Origin of the sequence: Kitasatospora sp. NPDC059160 (genome assembly GCF_042755465.1) — a bacterium.
Taxonomy (GTDB): domain Bacteria; phylum Actinomycetota; class Actinomycetes; order Streptomycetales; family Streptomycetaceae; genus Kitasatospora.
In genome coordinates this window covers 63,309-80,399 of sequence record NZ_JBHZCN010000037.1, presented here as the reverse complement: position 1 = coordinate 80,399, position 17,091 = coordinate 63,309, and the positions used below count along the sequence as shown (strand labels likewise).

18 protein-coding genes are annotated in these 17,091 nt (G+C 74.1%); 8 read left to right on the top strand and 10 right to left on the bottom strand.

Annotation, left to right across the window (positions count from 1 at the left end; genetic code table 11):
- Positions 1-183, top strand: a 183-nt coding sequence (locus ACFXOZ_RS18155; protein ID WP_380591400.1) for a hypothetical protein, incomplete at its 5' end; no start/stop codon positions are given.
- Between the two features lie 50 nt (positions 184-233).
- Positions 234-1,103 carry an IS5 family transposase gene (locus ACFXOZ_RS18150; protein ID WP_380591397.1) on the top strand — a complete coding sequence of 290 codons (870 nt, stop codon included), beginning with the start codon at positions 234-236 and terminating at the stop codon, positions 1,101-1,103.
- Here the strand turns inward: ACFXOZ_RS18150 and ACFXOZ_RS18145 are convergent.
- Positions 1,096-1,608 carry a hypothetical protein gene (locus ACFXOZ_RS18145; RefSeq protein ID WP_380532334.1) on the bottom strand — a complete coding sequence of 171 codons (513 nt, stop codon included), beginning with the start codon at positions 1,606-1,608 and terminating at the stop codon, positions 1,096-1,098. The two genes, ACFXOZ_RS18150 and ACFXOZ_RS18145, sit on opposite strands and share 8 nt — an antisense overlap.
- 952 nt (positions 1,609-2,560) lie before the next feature.
- Between ACFXOZ_RS18145 and ACFXOZ_RS18140 the strand changes: the two genes are divergently transcribed.
- Entirely contained in the window at positions 2,561-3,697 is a 1,137-nt protein-coding gene (locus ACFXOZ_RS18140; RefSeq protein WP_380591394.1) for a metallophosphoesterase, read from the top strand.
- 181 nt (positions 3,698-3,878) lie between these two features.
- Complete coding sequence (locus tag ACFXOZ_RS18135; protein WP_380591391.1) at positions 3,879-4,784, top strand: DUF4236 domain-containing protein; 906 nt, start codon at positions 3,879-3,881, stop codon at positions 4,782-4,784.
- Positions 4,785-4,866: 82 nt separating this feature from the next.
- On the opposite strand, the gene ACFXOZ_RS18130 is transcribed toward ACFXOZ_RS18135, so the two are convergent.
- Complete coding sequence (locus ACFXOZ_RS18130) at positions 4,867-5,607, bottom strand: TetR/AcrR family transcriptional regulator (RefSeq protein WP_380591388.1); 741 nt, start codon at positions 5,605-5,607, stop codon at positions 4,867-4,869.
- A 173-nt stretch (positions 5,608-5,780) separates the two neighbouring features.
- Between ACFXOZ_RS18130 and ACFXOZ_RS18125 the strand changes: the two genes are divergently transcribed.
- Positions 5,781-6,866: an alpha/beta fold hydrolase gene (locus ACFXOZ_RS18125; protein WP_380591385.1), complete on the top strand. Its 1,086-nt coding sequence runs from the start codon at positions 5,781-5,783 to the stop codon at positions 6,864-6,866.
- A 96-nt stretch (positions 6,867-6,962) separates the two neighbouring features.
- On the opposite strand, the gene ACFXOZ_RS18120 is transcribed toward ACFXOZ_RS18125, so the two are convergent.
- Positions 6,963-7,904, bottom strand: a complete 942-nt coding sequence (locus ACFXOZ_RS18120; RefSeq protein ID WP_380591383.1) for a molybdopterin-dependent oxidoreductase — start codon at positions 7,902-7,904, stop codon at positions 6,963-6,965.
- Positions 7,905-7,987: 83 nt separating this feature from the next.
- Entirely contained in the window at positions 7,988-8,536 is a 549-nt protein-coding gene (locus ACFXOZ_RS18115; RefSeq protein WP_380591380.1) for a GrpB family protein, read from the bottom strand.
- 74 nt (positions 8,537-8,610) lie between these two features.
- Here ACFXOZ_RS18115 and ACFXOZ_RS18110 point away from each other — a divergent pair, with 74 nt between their 5' ends.
- Entirely contained in the window at positions 8,611-9,018 is a 408-nt protein-coding gene (locus ACFXOZ_RS18110; RefSeq protein WP_375882535.1) for a VOC family protein, read from the top strand.
- A gap of 74 nt (positions 9,019-9,092) precedes the next feature.
- Here ACFXOZ_RS18110 and ACFXOZ_RS18105 read toward each other — a convergent pair whose 3' ends face one another.
- Together ACFXOZ_RS18105 and ACFXOZ_RS18100 are read right to left on the bottom strand one after the other, a co-directional pair.
- Positions 9,093-9,800, bottom strand: a complete 708-nt coding sequence (locus ACFXOZ_RS18105) for a helix-turn-helix domain-containing protein (protein WP_380523432.1) — start codon at positions 9,798-9,800, stop codon at positions 9,093-9,095.
- A 119-nt stretch (positions 9,801-9,919) separates the two neighbouring features.
- Positions 9,920-11,446 (bottom strand): MFS transporter, encoded by a 1,527-nt coding sequence (locus ACFXOZ_RS18100; protein ID WP_380523430.1) that lies wholly within the window; start codon positions 11,444-11,446, stop codon positions 9,920-9,922.
- 276 nt (positions 11,447-11,722) lie between these two features.
- Between ACFXOZ_RS18100 and ACFXOZ_RS18095 the strand changes: the two genes are divergently transcribed.
- Positions 11,723-12,499 (top strand): TetR/AcrR family transcriptional regulator, encoded by a 777-nt coding sequence (locus ACFXOZ_RS18095; RefSeq protein WP_375882543.1) that lies wholly within the window; start codon positions 11,723-11,725, stop codon positions 12,497-12,499.
- Between the two features lie 31 nt (positions 12,500-12,530).
- Here the strand turns inward: ACFXOZ_RS18095 and ACFXOZ_RS18090 are convergent, their stop codons facing one another.
- Together ACFXOZ_RS18090 and ACFXOZ_RS18085 are read right to left on the bottom strand one after the other, a co-directional pair.
- A complete protein-coding gene (locus ACFXOZ_RS18090; protein WP_380591377.1) occupies positions 12,531-13,175 on the bottom strand; it encodes an isocitrate lyase/phosphoenolpyruvate mutase family protein in 645 nt (214 codons plus the stop codon).
- A gap of 180 nt (positions 13,176-13,355) precedes the next feature.
- Positions 13,356-14,666: a hypothetical protein gene (locus ACFXOZ_RS18085; RefSeq protein ID WP_380591374.1), complete on the bottom strand. Its 1,311-nt coding sequence runs from the start codon at positions 14,664-14,666 to the stop codon at positions 13,356-13,358.
- A gap of 64 nt (positions 14,667-14,730) precedes the next feature.
- Here ACFXOZ_RS18085 and ACFXOZ_RS18080 point away from each other — a divergent pair, with 64 nt between their 5' ends.
- On the top strand, positions 14,731-15,510 hold the full coding sequence (locus tag ACFXOZ_RS18080; protein WP_380591371.1) for an ArsR/SmtB family transcription factor: 780 nt from the start codon (positions 14,731-14,733) through the stop codon (positions 15,508-15,510).
- A gap of 59 nt (positions 15,511-15,569) precedes the next feature.
- Here the strand turns inward: ACFXOZ_RS18080 and ACFXOZ_RS18075 are convergent, their stop codons facing one another.
- Together ACFXOZ_RS18075 and ACFXOZ_RS18070 are read right to left on the bottom strand one after the other, a co-directional pair.
- The gene (locus ACFXOZ_RS18075; protein ID WP_375882553.1) at positions 15,570-16,097 is read right to left on the bottom strand and encodes a DinB family protein; all 528 of its coding nucleotides are present in this window, start codon (positions 16,095-16,097) and stop codon (positions 15,570-15,572) included.
- On the bottom strand, positions 16,097-16,894 hold the full coding sequence (locus tag ACFXOZ_RS18070) for a VOC family protein (protein WP_375882555.1): 798 nt from the start codon (positions 16,892-16,894) through the stop codon (positions 16,097-16,099). Before ACFXOZ_RS18070 ends, ACFXOZ_RS18075 begins: the two co-directional genes overlap by 1 nt.
- Positions 16,895-17,091: the final 197 nt, after the last annotated feature.

The window sequence follows — 17,091 nt, the reverse complement described above, 5'->3', positions numbered from 1 at the left end:
AGGCGCTGGCAGGACCTCCTGGACCGGATCCACGACCTCGAAGCACGAGTGGCCGCCACCACGAGCACCGTCAACGCCGCCCTCGACCACCACCTCGCCCGCCTCGACGCCCTGCGCCGCCACCTCGCCCATCCCAACTGGCCACTGCCCGCCCCCGATCCGGACAGTCCCCGTGCTTACTGATCGTTTCAGAATGCGCCTGCGCATCGGCTCGCGCCTGGCAGGGTCTGTGGATGCCCACTGATCTTGTTCCTGACGACCTTTGGGAGCGCGTTGCGCCGCTGCTCCCGCCTCGACCTGTCCGGCGCCGTCGTCATGCCGGGCGGCTGCCGGTCCCGGATCGGGTTGCGCTGGTGGGAATCGTCTACGTGCTGCGCAAAGGAGTGGCTTGGCGCGATGTCCCGGCACAGGTCGTAGGTTGCTCCGGGGTGACCAGCTGGCGCCGGTTGCGGGACTGGACCGAGGCCGGCGTCTGGCCCCGCCTTCACGAGGCGCTACTCGCGGAGTTGCGGGCGACCGACCGTCTGGACATGGACGATGCGGCGATCGACGGTTCTCATATCAGGGCCCTCCGGGGAGGGGCTCACGGCGGGCCCTCACCGGTCGACCGTGGCCGTCCCGGGTCCAAGCACCATCTGATCGTCGACCGCTACGGCACACCCCTGGCCGTCTCGCTGACCGGTGGAAACCGACACGACGTCACGCAGTTGTTCCCCCTGCTGGACGCAATCCCAGCAATCCGGGGGCTGCGCGGGCGCCCGCGCAGCCGCCCCAGACGCCTGTTCGCCGACCGTGGCTACGACTACGACAAGTACCGCCGCCGGCTGTGGAAGCGCGGCATCAAGCCGCTCATCGCCCGCCGTGGCGTCGCCCACGGCTCTGGCTTGGGGCGAACCCGCTGGGTGGTAGAGCGGACTTGCGCCTGGCTCCACCAGTTCAAGCGCCTGCGCATCCGATACGAACGTCGAGCTGACCTCCATCAGGGCTTGCTTGAACTCGCCTGCGTCATCATCTGCCTGCGACGGCTTCGCAGGGCTCCGGCGAGCGGTGGCCCGGACATCCCAGGGGTCGGGGCCACCGCAGTCGCTGGGCGGGTCAGCTGAAGCTGACGTCGTAGACGCTGGCGCCTTGGGGGGTGAAGCGGGCACTGCCGGTGATGCCCTCGTACTTGAGGGTGCCACCGGTGACGATCGCGTCGAAGGACTGGGCCTCCGCGCCCGGGTGGGCGATGGGCCGCACGCTGGTGAGGGCGATCTGTGCGCCGTCGTTGAACTTGAGCACAGTGCTGCAGAGCACCTGGTCCTGGGTCGAGCCGATCTCGTCCTTGACGCAGTTGCCGTAGGCGGTGCCGAACTGGTTGCCGCCGAGGTCGTTGAGCTTGGCGCGGCTGCCGTAGGGGACGCCGAGCACCGGAAGCCCGGAGAGGGCTTCGGAGCCGGTGTAGTCGGCCGTGAAGTCCGGCACCTGGGCAGCCCGGGTGGAGCGGTTGTTGCTCTTCTGCGGGGTGTCGGTCGCCATGGCCGGCGCGCTGATCGCGACGGCCGTGCCGACGGCCGTGGCGGCCAGGACGAGGGCGAGGGTGCGCTTGGTCGGGAGGGCGGGGCGCATCGGTTCTCCTTCGGTGCTTCGGGCTTGTTGCCCGAATCCGGTGAAAGCTGATCACACCGGGCGAAAGTGCCGGGACGGCTGCAGGACCCTGGACCTGATGCCAGGAGGGCCCTGTCGGCCGTGCACCCCAAGGGCTCATGTCGTCCACGAACAGCGCGGATTGGATGCATGCGTGAGCACGGCCATCACCCGCTTGAGCAGCAAGATTCACCTGCTCGGCTCCACGAGCACCACCAACATTCTGAAACGATCAGTTAGGAGCGGGCTCGCCTCATGGCGCGTAGAGGCAGGAGCCAGCTGACCGGAGGCGTGGTGAGCAGGGGCTGTCGGGCCTGGTGAGCGGAGCCAGCTGGTCTCAGTTTTGGTCTCATTCACCCCCGTCCAGCCGGGTTCAGCCGCCGCCCAGTGGTTCACTCCGGCGCAGGTCAGGACGGGTGTGAACCCCGGCGGACGGCGTTCGGGAGAATTGGAAAGCGTGTTGGGGGCAACCCCTCACGAGTTCGAATCTCGTATCCTCCGCCTTCACGAAGGCCCGGACCGCTCAGCGGCCCGGGCCTTCGTCGTTCCTGCGGCCCGTCGCCTCGGCAGGCCGCGATCGGACATCCTCTGCCGGCCCTCCTCGCTGCGCCGGAACCGCGCCGTCTTCTCGCCTCGGCGTGCCGGCACTTCGTGAACCGGCTCACCGCCGAGGGTCTTGGCGGCCTCGTAGGCAGCGCCCGGAAGGTGCGGGGCCTCGGGGGGCTGAACCGGCCGGGGCTCGTGGGGTGGCGGGTGGCGGATGATGGGGAGGGCAGGGGGTCCAGACGTGAGGGGCGACGCAGTGGCTGACAGCGGATCCGGCGGGTCGGGAGCAGGGGTCGGGGCGGAGGGCGGGGCGGTCGCGGCTGCCGCACGGCCTGCGGGTGGGGCGGAGGCGGCGGGGCCGGGGCGGCGGCGGTCGGTGGTTCGGCGGGTGGCCGTTCTGGTGTTCGTCCTGCTGGTGCTGTGCCTGCCGCCCTGGTGGACGCTCCTCGGGTCCGGGGCCGGCTGGCCGCTGCCGGTGGTCGTGGCGGGCACGGCGGTGTTCGCCGTCTGGCTGGTGTCGTTCCCGTTCCTGATGGTCGCGGGCCACGGATCGCGGCGGAACGACCGGGCGGCGCGCCTCGGGGACACCAGCCTCGGGGTGATGTGGGTCCTGTTCACCTGGTCGGTGCTGGGCGGCCTGGTGAACCTCGTGCTGGGCGGGCTCGACGTCGGCGGCGCCGACCGGGCCAGGGCGGTGGCCGTGGCGGTGGCCGCGGTCTCGGCCGGGCTGCTGGCCTGGGGGCACCACGAGGCGATGCGGGTGCCCCGGGTGAAGCGGCTGGACGTCCACCTGCCGCGGCTCGGCGGCGGGCTGGACGGGACCAGGGTCGTGGTGCTGGCCGACACCCACTACGGGCCGATCGACCGGGCGGACTGGTCGGCGCGGGTGACCGAGGCGGTCAACGCGCTCGACCCGGACGTGGTCGTCCACGCCGGGGACATCGCCGACGGCACCCCCGCCCAGCGCCGCGAGCAGTCCGCGCCGCTCGGCACCGTCCGGGCCCGGCTGGCCAAGGTCTACGTCACGGGCAACCACGAGTACGGCGGGGAGGCCCAGGGCTGGCTGGACCGCATGGCGGACCTCGGCTGGGAACCCCTGCACAACCGCCACGTGCTGGTGGAGCGCGGCGGGGACACCCTGGTGCTGGCCGGCGTGGACGACGTCACCGCGGAGTCCTCCGGCCTGGCCGGGCACCGTACCGACCTGGCCGGCGCCCTCGCGGGGGCGGACCCGGACCTGCCCGTCCTGCTCGTCGCCCACCAGCCCAAGTACGTCCCGCAGGCCGCGGCCGCCGGCATCGACCTGCAGGTCTCCGGACACACCCACGGCGGCCAGATCTGGCCGTTCAACTTCCTCGTCCGGATCGACCAGCCCGTGGTGCACGGCCTGAGCCTGCACGGGCAGCGGACCAGGCTCTACACCAGCCGCGGCACCGGTTTCTGGGGCCCGCCCTTCCGGATCTTCGCCCCGAGCGAGATCACCGTCCTCACCCTCCGCACGGGCGACGCCCCCGCCGACCGGTAGCGCGCGTCGGACGACGGTAGACCGGTACGGGATCGCACGTGTGCGCAGGCCCGGAGTCGGTCGTCCCCGCCCGGGCCCGGGGCCGTCACATGACCATCACAAGTCGACAACGGTCCGTCACGACACGGATCCGCTCTGGAAGGCTGGCGCCCTCGACGAACCATCGAAGGGCGCCATCCGCATGGGTTTCTCCTCCCGCAAGAGCTTCAAGGCGGGCCCGTTCCGCGTCACGGCCTCCAAGTCGGGCCTGAGCTACTCCGCCGGGACGAAGGGCGCCCGGGTGACCAGGCGGACCGACGGCCGGGTCCAGACCACGCTCTCCGTCCCCGGGACCGGTTTCCGCCACACCGCCACCAGCAGCAGCACCCCGCAGCCGACCGGGGAGGCGCCCGCCCCGACGGGCCGGCAACGGCGGCCCGGCTTCTGGTACTTCCTCGTCGTCCTGCTGTCGGCCGGGATGTTCAGCGCCGTCCCGTTCGCCCACGCGGCGGCCCGGCTGCAGCGCAAGGACCTGCTGGTCCGCGCCGGGTGCTACGCGGGCGCCGCGGTCGTCTTCGGGGTGCTCTCCTCACTGACGCCGAAGGACCCGAAGGGGAACGCGGTCGGCGCGGTCGGCAACGTGCTGAGCGGCATCACCGTGCTCTTCGCGATCGCCGTGATCGTGACCGCCTGCTACCAGTTGGTCCCGCTCCGCCGGGAGGTCTTCGGCCCGGCCGCCGGAGCGGACCGGCCGCCCCACCCCGCAGCGGCCGATCCCGTGGTCGCCGCCCGGCTCGCCGCCCGCGCCCGCCGCGACGAGGCGCGGTCCCTCGCCCAGAACGACCCGGTGCTGGCCCGCGACCTGCACATCGGACGCCCCGACCTGTCGCGCGAGTACGACGACGGCGGCCTCATCGACCTCAACCACGCGCCGGCCGGTGCGATCGCCGCGGCCTGCTCGATCGAACCCGCCCTGGCCGAGAGCATCGTGGCGGCACGCCGGGAGCTCGGGTCGTTCAGCTCGCTCGACGAGGTGTTCGTCTTCGCCCGGATCGAGGACGGCACCGCCGCACTGATCCGCGAGTACGCGATCCTGCTGGCGAAGTAGCGTCCGACCGCGACCGCCCCCGGTCCGGATCGCTGCTGCGGCGGTCCGGGCCGGGGGCGGGGTGGGGCCAGGCGGGCCGGGGTCAGGCCGGCGGGGCGGGGGCGGTGGGGCGGTCGAGGAGGAGTTGGACGCCGTCGAGGATGCGGGCGAGGCCGAACTCCAGGGGGTCGACGGGGTCGGGGGCGAAGGCGCCGGCGGCGATGGCCCGGGTGAGGGTGGGGAAGCGGTCGGCGTGGCGCGCCAGGAGTTCGTTGGTGAGGCGGCTCCACTCCCGGCTGTGCTGCTCGTCGAAGTCGAGGTCCTGCTGGACGAGGGTGCGGACCAGGCCGGCGACCAGGACGAAGACCCGGTGCTGCTCGGCGGCGCTCAAGCCGGAGGGCTCCAGGGCGGCGAGGGCCGCGTCGAGCCAGCCGAGCTGGTGGGGGCCCATCAGCTGGCGGCGCATGGCGGTGGCGGCCAGCAGCCACGGGTGGGCGCGGTGGATCGCGGCGGAGCGGCGGGCCCACTCGGTGATGCGCTCCCGCCAGCCGTCGCCGGCGGCTGACAGGTCGGGGGCCCCGGCGAGCACGGACTCGACCATCAGCTCGACCAGTTCGGCCTTGCCGGGCACGTAGCGGTAGAGCGCCATGGCCGAGACGCCGAACTCGGCACCGACCTTGCTCATCGAGACCGCGTCCAGCCCCTCGGCGTCGGCGATCACCACGGCGGCGGCGGCGATGCGCTGGGGGGTCAGGCTGGGCTTGGGCCCGCGGGTGGGCTGCTCCTGCTCGCCCCACAGCAGTGCGACGCCCGCACGCAGATCGCGTGCCTTCTCCTTGGCCATCCCGGTCTCCTCCTCGAATCCAGTGCGATGTCCGTGCCATGTCGGTGCGGCGCCCGTGCGACGTCCGTGCCATGTCCGTGCGCGGCGCCCGTGCGGCGCCCGTTGACAGCACCCAGAACTGTATATACCTTAAACACATCTGCTGACGCAGTAAACAGTTTGGGGGATACACCATGCTTGCCACCATCGCCACCGTCACCACCGCCGCCCTCGCCACTCCCGTCGCCGGACTGCTGGGCTACCGGCAGCTCAAGCGCGCGGCGTTCGCGAAGGAGCTGCGGATCACCGCGCCGAACGGCATCGAGGAGTCCGGCTTCGTCCGGATCGGCGGCATCGACCAGTGGGTCTCCGTCCGCGGCGAGGACCGCCGCAACCCGGTGATCCTGGAGATCCTCGGCGGCCCCGGCGCCTCCAACCTGGTCTTCCTCCCCCGCACCCACAGCTGGGAGAAGCACTTCACGATCGTCCGCTGGGACATGCGCGGCGCCGGCTTCACCTTCGCCGCCGGCGGCCCGGAGGGGCAGGGCGAGCTCAGCTACCCGCAGCTGTACCGCGACGCCCTGGAGGTCACCGAGCACCTGCGCACCCGGCTCGGGGTCGACCGGCTGCTGCTGGTCGCCAACTCCTTCGGCACCGTCCTCGGCCTGCGGCTGGCCCGCAACCACCCGGAGCTGTACTCCGGTTACGTCGGCACCGACCAGAACATCATCGACGGCGGCCGGGAGCGCACCGCCTACGACGCCCTCGTCGCCCGGCTGCGCGCGGCGGGCCGGAAGAAGGAGAAGGAGCTGGCCACCGCCCTGGCCATGGGCGCGGACCGCACCCGGTGGACCGCCAAGGACGTCGCCGAGTACAACAAGCTGGTCCTCACCAGCGACCCGCTCTCCTACGACACCATGAAGACCGTGGTGATGCGCTCGCTCTGGTTCTCACCGCTGCACACCCTGCGCGGGCTGCGGTCCTACCTGAAGGCCATGGAGTTCTCCGAGCAGCTCCAGCTGGAGGCCGCGACCTTCGACGAGCGGGCCGAGGGCACCGACTTCCGCATCCCGTTCTTCGTCTTCCAGGGCGCCGACGACGTCCTCACCCCGCCCGCGCCGGCCCGCCGCTTCTTCGACGACGTGACCGCGCCGGTCAAGGACTTCGCGCTGATCGACGACGCCAGCCACTTCGCGAGCTTCCGCCACCCCGACCGGTTCCTCCAGCTGATGCTGACCAAGGTCCGCCCGGCGATCACCGCCAGCCCCGCCAGCCGCTGAATCCGGCCGACGGGTGTCACAGCGGAGCGACCGACGGGTGTCACGGCAGAGCCGCGGACGGGTGTCACCGCAGAGCCTCGGAGAGGCGGGCAGGCGTCACACCGCCACGACGGCTATCTCGTGGACGGCGTTCCGGTCACCGGCGAGCGGCTGCACCCGCCCCGCGGAGTCGGTGGCCCGGCAGCGGATCCGGTGCGCCCCCGGGGCGAGGTCGTGCCGGAGCCGGAACCGCTGCCAACTCGGGTCCGGGCCGCGCCCGTCCAGCTCGGCGGGCTGCCAGTCGGCGTCGTCCACCGCGACCTCGACGGCCGTCACCTCGGTGGAACTCCAGGCGTAGCCCGCCAGTTCACGGACCCCGGCGGGGACGGTGGAGCCGTCCTTGAGGCTGAGCAGCTTGCTGCAGACGTCCTTCTCGCGGACCGGCCGGACCTCGCTCTCCCCCGGCAGGACCCGGGTGTACAGGCGGGTGGTGAAGAGGTGCTCGGCACGTTCGGCGGCCAGCACGATCCTGGTCAGCCACTTGACCGAGTTGGTGCCGAACATCCGCGGCGCCACCGCACGCACCGGGTGCCCGTGGTCGGGGGCCAGCGGTTCGCCGTTCATCCGGTGCGCGAGGACCACCTCGGTGCGGGCCTGCTCCAGCGGGAGGTCCTTGAGGAAGCTCACGTCGCTCTCCCCCGCGAAGTCGCCCCGGTCGGCGCCCTCCAGCCAGACGTGCCGGGCCTGCGGGAGCGGGCCGGCCAGCGCCAGCACCTCGGCGAGCGGGACGCCCTCCCAGTCCAGGTTGGTCACGGCCCTGGTCGGCACGGTCGGGTGCAGCGGATTGCCGAAGCACTCGTGGACGGCGGTGAACCTGGTCTGCGGCAGCCCCCGGAGGGCCCGGAAGTCCAGCCGCAGGGGCCGTTCCACCAGGCCTTCGACGGTGAGCGACCAGCTGTCGGCGTCGAGCTCCGGTCGCCGGCCGAGGTGGTTGCGGATGAAGACCTCCTCGACCGGGGTGCGGTAGGCGTCGGGCGTCTCCGGATCGGTCCTGAACATGCGTCATTCCCCCGTACTGGTGTCACTGTTCCCAAGATCGACAGTGTGATCGACAGTACAAGGAGCGGCCGACGGCGGGCCGATCAGGCCCCCGTCTCCCGTGCCTCGGCCAGGAGTTCCGTCACCGTCGCCGCCTTGTGCGCCGAGTACGCGAGCAGCCGCCCGGTGGCCGCGGCCGCCTCCCGCTTGGCCCTGGCGTAGCGGGCGGCCGCCTCCGGGTGGGCCCGCAGGTGGTCGCGGAGCAGCAGGTTGTCGGTCCACAGCCCGCCGCCCAGCGCCACCACGTGGACGTTGGCCGGCTGCTCCGCCCGCCGCCGCAGGTAGCGCCGACCGGGTACGCCGGACTCGCCGAGGTCCTCGAAGCCGAGGGCGCGGACGTGCGCGACCACCGTGTCGACGTCCCCGGGCGCGCAGCCGACCTGTACGTCGAGCACCGGCTTGGCGGCCAGGCCGGGCACCGAGGTCGAGCCGATGTGCTCGACCCCGACCGCCCCCGGAAGCCCGACCGCCCCCGGAAGCCCGCGCAGCCCGGCCGCGAGCCGCTCCGCCAGGGCCCGGCCGAGACCGGCCCAGGCCGGGTCGTACGGGACGACGTGGATCGGTTCGTCCAGGTCGGAGGTGCTGTTCGACATGACCGGAGGGTAGCGGGCGGGGACGTCCGATTCCTTCAAGACCCCGCCCCCGCGGGCCGCCTACCGTCGGAGCCATGGACAGCACATCCGCACCACGGTTCGCCTTCATCGGCCTGGCCGTCTCCGACATGGCCGCCTCCGTCGCCTTCTACCGGCGGCTGGGACTGGTCTTCCCCGAGGGCTCCGAGCAGGAGCCGCACGTCGAGGCCGAGCTGCCCGGTGGGCTGCTCCTGGTCCTGGACGCCGAATCGACCATCCGCTCCTTCCACCCGGACTGGCAGCCGCCGACCGGCGGCGCCCGGGCCGCCCTGGCCTTCCGCTGCCAGAGCCCGGCGCACGTGGACGCGGTGTACCAGGAGCTGACCGAGGCCGGGTACCAGGGCGAACTCAAGCCCTGGGACGCCTTCTGGGGCCAGCGCTACGCCTCGCTGCGCGACCCGGACGGCAACGGGGTCGACCTGCTCGCGCCGCTCCAGGGCTGACGGCAGGGCCCGCTCCGAGGCCCGTCCGGGGTCCGTCCCAGGCCCGCTCCGACGCGCCCGTCCGGGGATCCGGGCTACGGCCCGCCCGGCAGCAGGTCCGTCACCCGGACGCCCGCCAACTCCCTTACGTCGCGCGACAGGTGAGCCTGGTCGGCATAGCCCGTCCGGGCCGCAGTGTCGGCGAGCGGGACGCCGGCGCGGGCCAACCGCAGGGCGCGCTGCAGCCGCAGGATCCGGGCCAGTGTCTTGGGACCGTAGCCGAAAGCGGCCAGTGAGCGGCGGTGCAGTTGCCGGGCGCCGAGCCCGACCGCCTCGGCGGTCGCCGCGACGCTGCGCCCGGCCGCGAGCGCGCCGGCCACCGCCCGTACCAGCGGGTCCTCGGGCCGGGCCGCGGCGGCCAGGTGCAGCGCCAGCTCCTCCAGGGCGGCGGCCGGGTCGGGGGCGGCGGCGATCCGCCCGGTCAGTCGGCGCACCTCGGCGCCGGGCAGCAGGTCCGCCAACCCGACGCGGCGGTCGCGTAGTTCGGAGGCCGGTACGCCGAGCAGCAGGGGCCCGGTGCCGGGCCGGAAGCGGACGCCGGCCCACGGGCCGGGCAGCTCGGGGCCGGGCCGGAACGCCCGGGTGTCCGGTCCGGCGGCCAGCAGCCGGCCCTCGGTCCAGAGCAGGTCCATGCAGCCGTCCGGCAGCACCAGGCCACCGCCGTCGGCGCCCACGCTCGGGCCCTTCGTCCACAGCACCGCCCCGGGCAGCCTGGACGCGCGTTCCGCGTAGTCGGTGGGCATGTTCGAAGGCTACGCGCGCCGCACGGGCACCGCGTTCCGGAGCGCCCGAAGGCCCCGACCGGCGAACCGGTCGAGGCCTTCGGGCTGCCTTCGGGGCACCTGAGCCCAAGGGCGTACGGTCAGGCCGCCACCTCGGCGACCGCCACCTCGGCCTCGGTGCCCTCCCCGGCCGCCGGCCCCGCCCCGCCCGCCGGCCCGCCCCGCATCAGCACCAGGGTGAGCGCCGCCGCGACCAGGGCCGCGATCCCGCCGACCGTGAAGGTGGTGGAGGTGGCGGTGTTGAAGGCCTCCCGGGCGACCCGGGCCAGGGCGCCGTCGCCGCTGCCGGCGGAGAGGGCGAGGGCGTCGGTGATGCCGTGCCGGGCCGCGGCGGGGGCGTCGGCGGGCATGGCGCCGGTGTAGGTGCTGGAGAGCACGGTGCCGAGGACGGCCACGCCCAGGGCGGCTCCGGACTGCTGGATGGTGTCGTTGAGCGCGGAGCCGACGCCGGCGTGCTCACCGGGGATGGCCCCCATCAGCGCGTTGGCGGCGGCCGGCATGCCGAGGCCGGAGCCGACGCCGAGGACCAGCATGGCGAGGGCGACCTTGGGGAAGCCGTCGCCGACCGAGAGGGTGGCCAGCAGGCCGAAGCCGCCCGCGATGACCACCATGCCGATCGAGGTCACCACCCGCGCGGGGACCTTCTTGCCGATCGCGGCGCCGATCACGTTGAAGGCGAGCGAGGCGACGGCCAGCGGGATGAAGGCCAGGCCGGTGTCGGTGGGCGAGAACTCCAGCACGAACTGCAGGTACTGGGTGAGCACCAGCATCAGGCCGCCGGTGGCGAAGGTGAGCAGGACGAGGGAGAAGCTGGCGCCGGTGAAGACCCGGTTGCGGAACAGCTTGAGCGGGACCATCGGCGAATCGGTGCGGACCTGGCGGATGCCGAAGCCGACCAGTGCGGCGATCGCGACGGCCAGCGGGCCGAGGGTGTTGACGTGGGCGAAGCCGTCCTTCGGGAGGACGATGATCGACCAGACCAGCGCGGTCATGCCGACCATCGAGAGCACCATGCCGGGCAGGTCGGTCCTGCGCCAGGGGCCCTTGGACTCGGGCATCAGGACGATCGCCGCGACGACGGCCACCGCCGCCACCGGCACGTTGAGCAGGAACACCGCGCCCCACCAGAAGTGGGCGATCAGCACGCCGCCCAGCACCGGGCCGCCGACCAGGCCGACCATGGCCACCGCGGTCCAGGCGGCGATCGCCTTGGGCCGCTCCGCGTCGTCGAAGACGGTGATCAGGATGGAGAGCGTGCTCGGCATCACGAGGGCCCCGCCGACGCCCATCAGCACCCGGCCGGCGATCAGTTCACCGGGGCTGGAGGCGACGGAGGCGACCAGGGAGGCGGCGCCGAACAGCACCAGTCCGATGATCATCACTTTTCGTCGCCCGAACCGGTCGGACAGGCTGCCCGAGGTCAGCAGCAGGCCGGCGAAGACCAGGATGTACGAATCGATGATCCACTGGATGTCCTGCGCCCCGGCCCCGAGGTCCTCCGCGATCGGCGGGATGGACACCGTGAGCACCATGTTGTCGATCACCAGCACCAGGCTGCTGAGGCAGAGCACGACCAGGATGAGCCAGCGACGCGGGTGACGATCCACCGCGTTCCCCCTTCGGTTCGGCGCGTCGGCCGCAGCCCTGCGCACGTCCTCGCGTCGGCGGCAGCCGCGCGGAAGTCCCCGTGGCGCACACCGTCCGCCGTCCCCGACCGAACGGTGTGCGCTACGCCGAACACTGTACGGAGGCCGAACACTGTGCGCAAGGCCGTACGGTGTGCGCCCGCCGCACAGCGTTCGCAGGACCGTACGGTGTTCGGCGCCGGGGCCTATGCTGGACGGACCGCACCCGACCAGGGGGCACGTGGAATGGAGGGCCTGATGACGGCCAAGTCGGAGGACACCGCGCCGGAGCACCGGACCGAAGCGCAGCCCGGCCTCGCCTCGCCGTGGAACCGCCCGCAGAAGCGGCGCACCCAGCCGGCCCTCAGCCGCGAGCAGATCGTCGCCGAGGCCTTCGCCCTGCTGGACTCCGACGGCATCGAGGCGCTGAGCATGCGCAAGCTCGGCGCCCGGCTCAACGCCGGCGCGACCTCCCTCTACACCCACGTCGCCAACAAGGAGGAACTGCTCGCCCTGGTCGTCGACCAGGTCTTCGGCGAACTCCCGCTGCCCCGGGCCACCGGCGCCGAGGACCCGGCGGTCTGGCGCGCCGCCATCGTCGAGTGCACCGAGGGCCTGCGCGCGGCCGTGGTCCGCCACCCGTGGATGGTCTCGATGATCGGCGACGTCGGGATGGTCTACCTCGGCCCCAACTGGATGCGGCTCTCCGAGGCGCTGCTGGGCCTGATGGAGACGGCCGGCTTCGAACTCGGCGAGGCCAACGACGTGATGGGCGTCGTCATGGGCTACACCATCGGCACCGCCACCGTGGAGGCCGCCTGGCTGAGCGCGCTGACCAGGAGCGGACAGGGCGAGCAGGAGTTCATGGACCGGCTGCTGCCCGCCGTCGTCGAGGCCACCCGCTCGCACCCGCGACTGCACCGGCTGTACACCACCCAGGTACCGGACGAGATCGACGCGGGCCGGGACAGCAGCTTCCTGCGCGGCCTCAACATTCTCCTGGACGGCGTCGAGGCGCGGCGGTCCAGGGCCTGAGCCCGGACCGCCGCACCCCGTCGGCAGGTCGTCAACTCCCGCTCAGCGCCTGGACCTCGGCGTAGCCGGGCAGCGGACCGACCGGCCCGCCCGAGGCCACCGCGGCGGCCGTCGCCACCGCCGCCGCCAGCGCCGCGCGGTACAGCAGCCCGCCCGTGCTGACCCGGGCCACCCCGAGCCCGGCCAGCTCGGCGAGGCTCGGACCGGTCGGCGTCCAGAGGACGTTGAGCGGGACGGACAGCCCTCCGACCAGCTCGGCGATCGCCGCCGGCTCGCTCAGCCCGGGCACGAACACGCCGTCCGCGCCCGCCCGTCGGTACGCGTCCAACCGTCGTACGGTCTCCGGCTCCGGCTCGTCGTGCCCGCACCAGTAGGTGTCGGTGCGGGCGTTCACGAACAGCTCCGGCACGGCGGCCTTCACCGCGGCGACCTTGGCCGCGTGGAGCTCGACCGGCGCCAGGGTGCCGTCCGGCCGGCCGTCCTCCAGGTTGATGCCGACCGCCCCGAAGCCCGCCAACTCCACGGCCAGCGCGGCCACTTCGGCCGGGTCGTCACTGAATCCGGACTCCACGTCGACGCTCAGCAGGTAGTCGTCGCGGCCCAGCCGGCGGGCCAGCCGGACGGTCTCCGCGCGGGTGGCGGCCGCGCCGTCGGGCAGTCCGGCGGCGGCCGCCACTCCCAGGCTGGTGGTGCCGATCGCGGGGTGGCCGGCGGCGGCCCAGGGCGGCGGCGGAGGCGTGGTCCCAGGCGTTCGGGAGCAGCAGCGGGCGGCCGGGGCGGTGGTGCAGGGCCGCGAAGGCGGTCGGCGGGGCGGGGGTGGTCATCGGGGTAGGGGTGGTCATCGGGTCGGGGGTGGTCATCGGGTCTGCTCCTCGGTCGTGGTGGCGGGTGCGGCCGGAGCGGCTCCGACCGGGCCGACGGGGCCCAGCGAGTCCGCGTAGTAGGCGGCGGCCTCGGCGAGGTGACGGACGATCTGCCGGATGCTCCAGCCCGTCCCCGGCGAGTCGTCGAGCTGCCGCTCCGGCAGCGCGGCGACCCGGTGGGCCCAGATCGCGCCGAGCCGGGTGAGCCGGCTGCGGGCCTCGTCCAGGTCGGCGGCGGTGAACGGCGCCAGGTCGGCCGGGGTGGTGACCGGGGAGGCGTGCCAGTGGTCGGGCGCGGTCGGTTCGCCGGCCAGCCGGGCCTCCACCTCGGCCAGGTGGTCGAGCAGGTGGTCGGCGACCCGGCGCACCACCTTGTGCGGGGTGTACGTCCGGCCGTCGGCGTTGACCACCGGTCGGCCGTCCCAGGCCGTCCAGGTGTCCGCCAGGGCGAGCACGTGCCGGACCGCCGCCGGGATCAGCTCGGCCGGTTCGGCCGGGCCGGGCTGCTCCCCGGCCGGCGGGCCCGAGCCGTCCGCCGGGTCGGAGGCGCCGAACAGGATGCCCTCGGCGATCACCAGGGCGTGCGCGCGGCCCGGGCAGAGCCGGGGCTCGGCGCCGAAGGCCAGCGGTTCCCGCCCGGGCTCCCGGGCGGCGTCCAGGTCGAGCAGCACCCGCGCGCCGGCCGGCACGGCGACCCCGCCGACCACGGTCGCCCGGGCGGCGAACCGGCGCATCGCCCGGACCGGCGGGTCCTCCCGCAGCACCGCCGCCAGGTCCGGTACCCCGCCGCCGCGCCGGGCGTGCTCGACCAGGGCCGCGGTGGCATCGCAGGCCTGCACCAGCAGGCCGATCCGGTTCGCCGCCGTCTCCGCGTCGGCGTCGCCCATCGCGGGCAGCAGCCGGGCCACCGCCGCGTCCGCCTCCGCCACCGAGCCGGATGGCGCCGAGCCGTCCGGCGCCGGGTCGAAGTACGCCCGGGCGACCGCCTTCACGTCCCGCGCGACGGCCTCCGGCCCGGCCAGCCCCAGCGCCGTCGCCAGCACCCGCACCACCCGCAGCCGTACGTCCGGTTCGTAGCCGCCCGCCGCCAGGATCCGCAGCCGGCCCGGGTCCAGCCGGGCCAGGTCGGCGAGGACGAGCGCCCGGCGGCGGGCGTGCGGCTCGCCCGCGCTGAACCGGGCGACGGTGGACCGCAGCCAGGCCACCGTGCCGTACCGGCCGGGCGTCGCGGGCGGCGGGACCAGCGCCGGGTCGGCCAGGGCCGCGGTCACGTCCTCGTAGCGGGCGAAGATCACTTCGTTCATGCCGTCATCGTGGCCCCGAGTCGTTTCGGCCCCGGCCGAACCGTGCCGGGCCGACCATGGAGGCATGCCCGACCACGAACGCACGCCGGTGGACCACTGCGGCTCCCCGCTCGCCGCCCTCGCCGCGCTGCTCGCCGACCCCACCCGCGCCGCCTTCTGCTCCACCCTGCTGGACGGCCGCGCCTGGACGGCGGGCGAGCTGGCCCGGGCGGCCGGGGTCGCGCCGTCCACGGCCAGCGAGCACCTGTCCCGGCTGATCGCGGGCGGCCTGCTGAGCGAGGAACGCCAGGGGCGGCACCGGTACGTCCGGTTGGCCTCGCCCGCCGTCGCGACCCTGATCGAGGACCTCACCGTCTTCGCCGAGACCGGCCCGGAGCCCGCCGGGGGTACGGCCGACGGGAGTCCCGGCGAGCCCGCCCGCCGGGCCGGACCGGCGCCCAGGACCCTGCGCGAGGCCACCCGGCAGAGCGCCGAGGCCCGCGCCCGCACCTGCTACGACCACCTGGCCGGGCGCCTCGGCGTGGCCGTCGCCGAGGCCCTGATCGACCGCGGCCTGGTCAGCGACCGCGCCGGGCTCGCCGTCACCGAGCGCGGCCACGCCTGGCTGGCCGCCCAGCGGATCGACCTGCCGGCCCGGGCCGGCCGCCCGGGCGGGCGCCCGGTGGTGCGCAGCTGCCTGGACTGGACGGAGCGCCGCAGCCACCTGGGCGGCGCGCTCGGCGCGGCGCTCTGCCGCACCGCGCTGGACCGCGCCTGGGTCGAGCGGATCGGCTCCGGCCGGGCCCTGCGGGTCACCCCGGACGGCGGCCGGGCGCTGCGCGAGCTGCTCGGCGTCGAGGTGTGAGCCGAGGTGTGAGCCGAGGTGTGAGCCGAGGTGTGAGCCGAGGTGTGGGGGTCACCCGCTCAGCCCATCGACTTCGCCCCGTCCAGCGCCTCCCGGATGATGTCCGCGTGCCCGGCGTGCTGCGCGGTCTCCGCGATCAGGTGCAGCAGCACCCGTCGGGCCGACCAGCTCGCCCCCGGCTCGAACCAGGGCGCCGACGGCAGCGGGTGGCCGTGGTCGAGGTCGGGCAGGCTCCGGACCAGCTCGTCCGTGCCGCGCGCCACCGCCTCGTACCCGGCGAGCAGCCCGGCCAGGGTCTCGCCCTCGGCCATCCGGAACTGCGCCGCCCACTCGTCGACGCCGCCGGCACCGGAGCCGCCGTGCCCACCGGAGCCGCCGTCCCCGCCGCGCATCGCCTCCGCTCCCCCGGTGATGAACCGCGCCCAGCGCGCCTCCACCGCCGCCACGTGCTTGATCAGGCCGCCCAGGCACAGCTCACTGGCGGTGGTGCGCCGCGCCGCCTCCTCGTCGGTGAGGTCCCGGACGGTGCGTCGCAGCAGGCCGCGGTGCTTGTCCAGGGTCTCGACGAGGTCCTCGCGCTCGCCCATCAGACGTCCACCGTCGGCGGTTGGTCCCCCACCGTGCGGCCCAGGTCGATCAGCCCGAAGGCCGCACCCTGCTGGTCGCCGACCGCCGCGAACCGCCCGAACGGGCTGTCCATCGGGCCGAAGTACACCTTGCCGCCGCGCGCCGTCAGCCGTCCGATCGCGGCGTCGGTGTCGTCCACGGCGAAGTAGACGCTCACGTACGAGGGCGCCTCGGGCGGCAGGAAGTCGCCCTCCGCGCCCATCCGGCCCAGCACCGGCCGGCCGCCGACCAGGAACATCCGGTAGTCGAACTGCTCGGAGTCCATCTTCCGCACGCCGTACGGGAAGACGGCCGGGAAGAAGGCGTCGGCCTTCCCGGGCTCGCGGGTGACGAGCTCGGCCCAGGCGTACGCGCCGGGCGCGTCCTGCTTCTCGAAGCCCTCGTGGGTGCCGCCCTGCCAGACCCCGAACACGACCCCGCCCGGGTCCTTGGCGATCACCATGGTGCCGAAGTCGCCGACCTGCATCGGCCCCATCACCACCTCGCCGCCGTTGGTGCGGATCCGCTCGGCGGTGGCGGCGGCGTCCGGCGAGGCGAGGTACAGGCACCAGGCGGACTGCGCCTGCTGGCCGGGCATCGGCGGCACGATCGCGGCCACCGCCTTGCCGTCCGAATAGGCCTGGGTGTAGTTGCCGTACTCCGACGAGCTCTCGCCGAAGGTCCAGCCGAGGACGTCCCCGTAGAAGGCCTTGGCGCCCTCCAGGTCGGTGAACATCGCGTCGGCCCAGCAGGGTGTGCCCTCAGGTAGCACTGCCATCTCTCAGCCCTCGTGTACGACGGTGCGGGCGCGCGCCGGAAGGCGCGCACGGCCCCCGACTCGCCAGCCTAGCCACGACGCGGCGCACCCGCGCGGGCTGGCCGCGCGGGTGCGCCTCCGTCCAGGTGCGCCTCCGTCCAGGAGGGCTCCGTCCGGGAGGGCTCCGTCCAGGAGGGCTCCGTCCGGGAGGGCTCCGT

Bases quoted from the DNA above. Each gene is read 5' to 3' on its own strand.
- ACFXOZ_RS18070 (WP_375882555.1), bottom strand. From the start codon at position 16,894: ATGGCAGTGCTACCTGAGGGCACACCCTGCTGGGCCGACGCGATGTTC.
- ACFXOZ_RS18075 (WP_375882553.1), bottom strand. From the start codon at position 16,097: ATGGGCGAGCGCGAGGACCTCGTCGAGACCCTGGACAAGCACCGCGGC.
- ACFXOZ_RS18145 (WP_380532334.1), bottom strand. From the start codon at position 1,608: ATGCGCCCCGCCCTCCCGACCAAGCGCACCCTCGCCCTCGTCCTGGCC.
- ACFXOZ_RS18080 (WP_380591371.1), top strand. From the start codon at position 14,731: ATGCCCGACCACGAACGCACGCCGGTGGACCACTGCGGCTCCCCGCTC.
- ACFXOZ_RS18125 (WP_380591385.1), top strand. From the start codon at position 5,781: ATGCTTGCCACCATCGCCACCGTCACCACCGCCGCCCTCGCCACTCCC.
- ACFXOZ_RS18085 (WP_380591374.1), bottom strand. From the start codon at position 14,666: ATGAACGAAGTGATCTTCGCCCGCTACGAGGACGTGACCGCGGCCCTG.
- ACFXOZ_RS18115 (WP_380591380.1), bottom strand. From the start codon at position 8,536: ATGTCGAACAGCACCTCCGACCTGGACGAACCGATCCACGTCGTCCCG.
- ACFXOZ_RS18095 (WP_375882543.1), top strand. From the start codon at position 11,723: ATGACGGCCAAGTCGGAGGACACCGCGCCGGAGCACCGGACCGAAGCG.
- ACFXOZ_RS18135 (WP_380591391.1), top strand. From the start codon at position 3,879: ATGGGTTTCTCCTCCCGCAAGAGCTTCAAGGCGGGCCCGTTCCGCGTC.
- ACFXOZ_RS18120 (WP_380591383.1), bottom strand. From the start codon at position 7,904: ATGTTCAGGACCGATCCGGAGACGCCCGACGCCTACCGCACCCCGGTC.
- ACFXOZ_RS18130 (WP_380591388.1), bottom strand. From the start codon at position 5,607: ATGGCCAAGGAGAAGGCACGCGATCTGCGTGCGGGCGTCGCACTGCTG.
- ACFXOZ_RS18150 (WP_380591397.1), top strand. From the start codon at position 234: ATGCCCACTGATCTTGTTCCTGACGACCTTTGGGAGCGCGTTGCGCCG.
- ACFXOZ_RS18110 (WP_375882535.1), top strand. From the start codon at position 8,611: ATGGACAGCACATCCGCACCACGGTTCGCCTTCATCGGCCTGGCCGTC.
- ACFXOZ_RS18105 (WP_380523432.1), bottom strand. From the start codon at position 9,800: ATGCCCACCGACTACGCGGAACGCGCGTCCAGGCTGCCCGGGGCGGTG.